Source organism: Nocardioides sp. cx-169 (genome assembly GCF_021083605.1).
Lineage (GTDB): Bacteria > Actinomycetota > Actinomycetes > Propionibacteriales > Nocardioidaceae > Nocardioides.
On record NZ_JAJNRO010000022.1, the window covers coordinates 20708 to 28028 of the forward strand.

Genomic DNA, 7321 nt, shown 5'->3' on the forward strand with positions numbered 1-7321 from the left:
ACCACCGACCCCGGGTACTGGGCCGCGTTGGACCGATCCAATAGGTTCAGCCCGACGTAGTTGGACCCCACCCTCCGGAGGCACCGTGCTCGAGTCCTGGCCAGGTCAGGCCTATCCCCTGGGAGCGACGTACGACGGCTCCGGCACCAACTTCGCCCTGTTCAGCGAGGTCGCCGACCGGGTCGAGCTGTGCCTGTTCGACGAGGACGGCAACGAACAGCGCGTCGAGGTCCGCGAGGTCGACGCCTACGTGTGGCACTGCTACCTCCCGCACATCCAGCCGGGCCAGCGCTACGGCTACCGCGTCCACGGCCCGTGGGACCCCGAGCAGGGCCTGCGCTGCAATCCCGCCAAGCTGCTGCTGGACCCGTACGCCAAGGCGACGACGCGCGAGATCGACTGGGACCAGAGTCTCTTCGGCTACAACTTCGGCGACCCCGACTCGCGCAACGACGACGACTCCGCGGGGCACATGACCTTGGGGGTCGTGATCAACCCGTTCTTCGACTGGGAGGGCGACCGCCGGCTCAACTACCCCTACAACGAGAGCATCATCTACGAGGCGCACGTCAAGGGCATGACCCAGCTGCACCCGGACCTGCCCGAGGACATCCGCGGCACCTACGCCGGCCTGGCGCACCCCGCCATCACCGAGCACCTCCAGCACCTCGGTGTGACGGCGATCGAGCTGATGCCCGTGCACCAGTTCATCCAGGACAGCACCCTGCTCGAGAAGGGCCTGCGCAACTACTGGGGCTACAACACCCTCGGCTTCTTCGCCCCGCACGCCGAGTACGCCGGCACCGGCCAGGTCGGGCAGCAGGTGCAGGAGTTCAAGGCGATGGTCAAGGCCATGCACGCCGCGGGCATCGAGGTCATCCTCGACGTGGTCTACAACCACACGGCCGAGGGCAACCACATGGGTCCGACGCTGAGCTTCAAGGGCATCGACAACCCGGCGTACTACCGGCTGATGGAGGACGAGCCGAAGTACTACATGGACTACACCGGCACCGGCAACAGCCTCAACGTGCGCCACCCACACTCGCTGCAGCTGATCATGGACTCGCTGCGCTACTGGGTGACCGAGATGCACGTCGACGGCTTCCGCTTCGACCTCGCCTCGGCGCTGGCGCGCGAGTTCTACGACGTCGACCGCCTCGCGACGTTCTTCGAGCTCGTGCAGCAGGACCCGGTCGTGAGCCAGGTCAAGCTGATCGCCGAGCCGTGGGACGTCGGCCCGGGCGGCTACCAGGTCGGCGGCTTCCCGCCGCAGTGGACGGAGTGGAACGGCGCCTACCGCGACGTCGTGCGCGACTTCTGGCGCGGCGAGCCATCCCTGGGCGAGTTCGCCTCGCGGCTGGCCGGCTCGGCGGACCTCTACGAGCACTCCGGGCGCCGTCCGGTCGCGAGCATCAACTTCGTGACCGCCCACGACGGGTTCACCCTGGCCGACCTGGTGTCCTACAACGAGAAGCACAACGAGGCCAACGGCGAGGACAACAACGACGGCGAGAGCCACAACCGTTCCTGGAACCACGGCGTGGAGGGGCCGACCGACGACCCCGAGATCCTCGGCTTCCGCGCGCGAGAGCAGCGCAACCTGCTGGCCACGCTGCTGCTGAGCCAGGGGGTGCCGATGCTGCTGCACGGCGACGAGATGGGGCGCACCCAGCAGGGCAACAACAACACCTACGCCCAGGACTCCGAGATCGCGTGGATGCACTGGGAGGACGCCGACCGCCCGCTGGTGGAGTTCACCGCGGCTCTGATCCGGCTCCGGCGCGACCACCCGACGTTTCGCCGCAAGCGGTTCTTCACCGGCAACACGGTGCGCACCGAGATCCCCGGTGGCGACGGCGACCGGCTCAACGACATCGTCTGGCTGCACCTCGACGGCCGGCCGATGGAGGACGGCGACTGGGAGGGCGGCAACCAGGCGATCGGCATGTACCTCAACGGCCACGGCATCGCCGGCAAGGACGCCCGCGGCGGCGAGATCATCGACGACCACTTCCTGCTCTACTTCAACGCCGACGGCCCGGCCGAGGTGACGCTGCCGCCGGAGGAGTACGCCGCCGCGTGGGACGTCGTGATCGACACCGCGGGCGGTGTCGACGACCAGACGGCGTACCAGGCCGGGGAGAAGCTGGCGCTGGAGCACCGCAGCCTGATCGTGCTGCGCGAGCACCTCGAGCCCGAGGACGAGCCCGACCACTCCGTTGCCGCGTCGCTGGCGGCGCAGGCCGAGCGGGGCTGAGCCGTGGTGAGCCGTACCCCCCAGAGCACCTACCGGCTCCAGATCACCGCCGACTTCGACCTGTTCGAGGCGGCGCGGCGCCTGCCGTACCTGCACGCGCTCGGCGCCGACTGGGTCTACCTGTCGCCGATCCTGGTGGCGGAGCCGGGCAGCACCCACGGCTACGACGTCGTGTCCCACGCGACGGTCGACCCCGCGCGCGGCGGGCCCGAGGGCCTGGCCGCGCTGTCCGCGGAGGCGCGCCGGCTCGGGCTCGGCGTCCTCGTCGACATCGTGCCCAACCACATGGGCGTCGCGACCCCGGCCGTGAACGCCTGGTGGTGGGACCTGCTGAAGCACGGGCGCTCGTCGGCCTACGCCGACTACTTCGACGTCGACTGGGACTTCGGGGGCGGCCGGCTGCGGATCCCCGTCGTCGGCGACGGCGACGAAGCCTCGATCCGCGTCGAGGAGGGGGAGGTGCGCTACCACGAGCACCGCTTCCCGCTGGCTCCCGGCACCAGCACCCACGACGAGCAGCACTACGAGCTCGTGTCGTGGCGGGCGGCCGACTCCGAGCTCAACTACCGCCGCTTCTTCGCGGTCAACACGCTGGCCGCGATCCGCGTCGAGGACCGCGAGGTCTTCGACGCCAGCCATGTCGAGATCCGGCGCTGGTTCGACGAGGGGCTCGTCGACGGGCTGCGCGTCGACCACCCCGACGGCCTGCGCGACCCCGGCGGCTACCTCGACGACCTCGCGTCGCTCACCGGCGGCGCGTACGTGCTGGTCGAGAAGATCCTCGCCCTTCGAGACGCCTCGTCCCTCGGCTCCTCAGGAACCACCACGGAGGAGCTGCCGCGCTCCTGGGCCACCGCCGGCACGACCGGCTACGACGCGCTCGGCATGGTCGACCGGCTGCTCACCGACCCCGCCGGCAAGGCGCCGCTCGACGCGCTCGAGGCGCGGCTGCGGGGCAGCGAGGTCGACTGGCACGCGATGATCCGCGGCACCAAGCGGATGATCGCCGACGGCATCCTGCACTCCGAGGTACGCCGGATCGTGCGCGAGCTACCGGCCGAAGTCCGTGAGAAGCAGGACGTCACCGACCTCGAGGACGCCGTCGCCGAGCTGCTCGCGTGCTTCCCGGTCTACCGGTCCTACCTGCCCGAGGAGCGAGCGGCCCTCGACGACGCGTTCGCGGCCGCGCGCCGCTCCCGGCCGGACCTGACCGGCGTACTCGATGTGCTGGAGGGGGTGCTGGGCGATGCCGAGGCCGACGCGGCGCTGCGCTTCCAGCAGACCAGCGGCATGGTGATGGCGAAGGGCGTCGAGGACACCGCGTTCTACCGCTACTCGCGGCTGACGTCGCTCAACGAGGTGGGCGGCGAGCCCAGCGAGTTCTCGCTGAGCCTGGACGAGTGGCACCGCTGGTCGGGCGAGCGGCAGGCGTCGTGGCCGACCGCGATGACCGCCCTCTCGACGCACGACACCAAGCGCGGCGAGGACGTCCGGGCCCGGATCACGGTGCTCTCCGAGATCCCGGAGGAGTGGGACGCGGCGCTGACGCGGCTGCTCGAGCTCGCGCCGGCGCCCGACCCCGGGTTCGCCTCGCTGCTGTGGCAGGCCGTGCTGGGCTCGTGGCCCGTGTCGCGCGAGCGGCTGCACGGCTACGCCGAGAAGGCGATGCGCGAGGCGGGCGACCGCACCACCTGGACCGCGCCGGACGCCGACTACGAGGCGGCCGTGCACGGGCTGGTCGACGCGGCCTTCGACGACGCGGAGGTGCGTCAGGTCCTGGACGGGCTGCTGGAGCGTGTCGTCGCCCCCGGCTGGGTCAACTCGCTCTCGGCCAAGCTGCTCGCGATCGCCATGCCTGGCGTGCCGGACGTCTACCAGGGCAGCGAGCTGTGGGAGCAGAGCCTGGTCGACCCTGACAACCGCAGGTTCGTCGACCTGGACGCCCGCGAGGAGCTGTTGGCCGGTCTCGACGAGTGGGCGCCCGCCCCGTCCGTCGCGCTCGACGACCTCGGGGTCGACAAGCTGCTCGTGACGACGCGCGCGCTGACGCTGCGCCGTGACCGCCCCGAGCTGTTCACGTCGTACACGCCCGTGGCGGCCTCGGGTGAGGCTGCCGACCACGTCGTCGCCTTCGACCGCGGGGGAGCGGTCGCGGTCGCGACCCGGCTGCCTCTCGGCCTGGCCGCCCGCGGCGGCTGGGGCGACACCACGCTCGCGTTGCCGCAGGGCCGGTGGCGCGACGTGATCTCGGACCGGACCATCTCGGGCGACGTCGCCGACGTGCTCGCCACGCTGCCGGTCGCACTGCTGGTCAAGGAGGACTGATGGCTCGAGGACGCTTCGACGTGTGGGCGCCGCGGCCCTCACGGGTGCGGCTCTCGGTGGCCGACCGGGTGGTCGACATGGCCCGCGGTGACGACGGCTGGTGGACGCCGACCGGGCCCGTGCCCGACGGCGAGTTGGACTACGGCTACCTGCTCGATGATGACGAGGCCGTCCGGCCCGACCCGCGCTCGCTGCGCCAGCCGGCCGGCGTCCACGAGCGGTCGCGGACCTACGACCCGTCCTCGTACGTCTGGGGCGACGACGGCTGGACCGGGCGCCAGCTCGCGGGCTCGGTGATCTACGAGCTGCACATCGGCACGTTCACCCCCGAGGGCACCTTCGATGCGGCCCTCGGGCGGCTCGATCACCTGCGCAGCATCGGCGTCGACTTCGTCGAGGTGATGCCGGTCAACGCGGTCAACGGCACCCACAACTGGGGCTACGACGGCGTGCTGTGGTCGGCGGTCACGGAGGAGTACGGCGGCCCGGAGGCCTACCAGCGCTTCGTGGACGGCTGCCACGCTGCCGGGCTCGGCGTCATCCAGGACGTCGTCTACAACCACCTCGGGCCGTCGGGCAACTACCTGCCCCTCTACGGGCCCTACCTCAAGTCCGGCGCCAACACCTGGGGCGACCTGGTCAACCTCGACGAGGACGGGTCGGCGGAGGTCCGGCGGCTCATCCTGGACAACGTGCGGCTGTGGCTGTGCGACTACCACGTCGACGGTCTGCGCCTGGACGCCGTGCACGCGCTGTCCGACAGCTCGCCGACCCACCTGCTGGAGGAGATGGCGATCGAGGTGGCGGCGTACTCCGCCCACCAGCGGCGCCCGCTGACCCTCATCGCCGAGTCGGACCTCAACGACCCGAAGCTGATCACCCCCCGCGAGGCGGGCGGCTACGGGCTCGACGCGCAGTGGAGCGACGACTTCCACCACGCCGTCCACGTGGCGCTGACCCGCGAGACCGACGGCTACTACGCCGACTTCGAGCCGGTCGGTGCACTGGCCAAGGTCTTCGAGCGCGGCTTCTTCCACGACGGCACCTACTCGTCGTTCCGCGAGCGCGAGCACGGCGTCCCGATCGACACCGCGGCCATGCCCACATGGCGGCTCGTGGTCTGCAGCCAGAACCACGACCAGATCGGCAACCGCGCCGTGGGTGATCGCATCACCGAACACCTCGACGACGACCAGCTCGCCTGCGCCGCCCTCCTCACGCTCGCAGGGCCCTTCACGCCGATGCTCTTCCAGGGCGAGGAGTGGGCGGCACCCGAGCCGTTCCAGTTCTTCACCTCCCACCCCGAGCCGGAGCTGGGGAAGGCCACGGCCGAGGGCCGAATCGAGGAGTTCGAGCGGATGGGGTGGGACCCCGCCGTCGTACCCGACCCCCAGGACCCGGAGACCTTCCGCCGCTCCAAGCTCGACTGGTCGCAGCTCGACCACGGCCGGCACGCACGGATCCTCGACGTCTACCGCCGCTTGGCCGCGCTCCGTCGGGCGTTGCCGGAGTTGACCGACCCGTCGTTCCTGCGCACCTCGTGCCGCGCCGACGAGGACGCCCGCACGTTCCTGATGGAGCGCGGAGCCGTCACCGTCGCCGTCAACCTCTCCGAGGAGCCACGTGTCCTGGACGTCCGCGACGGGGAGATCCTCTTCACGACCGAGTCCGGCGCCGAGCTCGTCGACGGGCGGCTTACCCTGCCTGGGCACGCGGGGGCGTGGGTACGTTCTCCCACGTGACCTCGACCGCCTCACAGCAGGACCAGCTCGAGGAGTCCTCGACCACCACCGCCAGGCGCTGCACGACAGCCTGGACGGGCTCACCGAGGAGGAGGCGCGCCGCTCGCTGGTGCCGTCGCTGACCACCCTGCTCGGGCTGGTCAAGCACGCCACCTTCGTCGAGCGCGTGTGGTTCGACGAGGCTGTGACGGGTCGCTCGCGGGCGGAGATCGGCATCCCCACCACCGTCGAGGAGTCCTTCACCCTGGTGCCGCAGGACACCATCGAGTCGGTGCGGGCGGCGTACACCGAGGCGTCCGCGGCGTCGCGCACGGCCGCCGCGGGACTGGACGTCGACGGCATCGTCACCGGCAACCGCCGTGGCCCACTGCCGGTGCGCTGGGTCTACCTGCACCTGCTCCGCGAGCTCGCCCAGCACTGCGGCCACGCCGACATCCTCCGCGAGCAGGTGCTGGCTGCCCGTGGGCCTCAGACGTCTTGAGCATGGCCTCGCTGTGCGCGGACACCGGAGTAGACCGGGCCCGCAGGGCACGGAGGCGCCGCCGCGCTGTCGACGGAGCCGTGGGGGCGATGCGGCACCTCGGTGGTCGAGGTGCGAAGGCGCCCTGGCGCCTGAGCCTCGAGACCAGGTGAGGTGACTGCCCGTCGCCCCCCAGGATTTTCCCCGCCTGACGAGGCTTCGCGAAGCATGGTCAGCGCGCTCACTCTCGCTTGGTGATGGCGACCTTGCCGCCGGGCAGGTGGGTCATGTCGTAGTGGGGGTGGTGGGCCAGGGTGTGGTGGCGTCGGCAGAGCAGGGCACCGTCGTCGACCGTGGTGTCGCCGCCTTGGGACCACGGCGTGAGGTGGTGGGCCTCGCACCAGGCCGAGGGGCGTTCGCAGCCCTGGGTGTAGCAGCCTCCGTGCTGGACCGCGAGCGCGATCCGCTGGGCCTTGGTGTGGAACCGGGCCTTGCGGCCGAGGTCGAGGACCTGGGACCTGCCACCCAGGACCA

5 protein-coding genes are annotated in these 7321 nt (G+C 71.1%); 4 read left to right on the plus strand and 1 reads right to left on the minus strand.

What is annotated here, in order from left to right:
• Positions 1 to 85 precede the first annotated feature (85 nt).
• The 4 genes from glgX to LRP67_RS21060 are packed head-to-tail and all read left to right on the plus strand — an operon-like array spanning position 86 to position 6808.
• Positions 86 to 2260, plus strand: a complete 2175-nt coding sequence (glgX, locus tag LRP67_RS21045; protein WP_231272279.1) for a glycogen debranching protein GlgX — start codon at positions 86 to 88, stop codon at positions 2258 to 2260.
• A gap of 6 nt (positions 2261 to 2266) precedes the next feature.
• Positions 2267 to 4585 carry a malto-oligosyltrehalose synthase gene (treY, locus tag LRP67_RS21050; RefSeq protein ID WP_231272281.1) on the plus strand — a complete coding sequence of 773 codons (2319 nt, stop codon included), beginning with the start codon at positions 2267 to 2269 and terminating at the stop codon, positions 4583 to 4585.
• Positions 4585 to 6327 (plus strand): malto-oligosyltrehalose trehalohydrolase, encoded by a 1743-nt coding sequence (gene treZ / locus LRP67_RS21055; protein ID WP_231272283.1) that lies wholly within the window; start codon positions 4585 to 4587, stop codon positions 6325 to 6327. The genes treY and treZ overlap by 1 nt, the downstream gene beginning before the upstream one ends.
• Positions 6209 to 6808 carry a DinB family protein gene (locus tag LRP67_RS21060; protein ID WP_231272286.1) on the plus strand — a complete coding sequence of 200 codons (600 nt, stop codon included), beginning with the start codon at positions 6209 to 6211 and terminating at the stop codon, positions 6806 to 6808. Before treZ ends, LRP67_RS21060 begins: the two co-directional genes overlap by 119 nt.
• 220 nt (positions 6809 to 7028) lie before the next feature.
• Here LRP67_RS21060 and LRP67_RS21065 read toward each other — a convergent pair.
• On the minus strand, positions 7029 to 7321 hold a 293-nt coding region (locus tag LRP67_RS21065; RefSeq protein ID WP_231272295.1), incomplete at its 5' end, for an HNH endonuclease signature motif containing protein.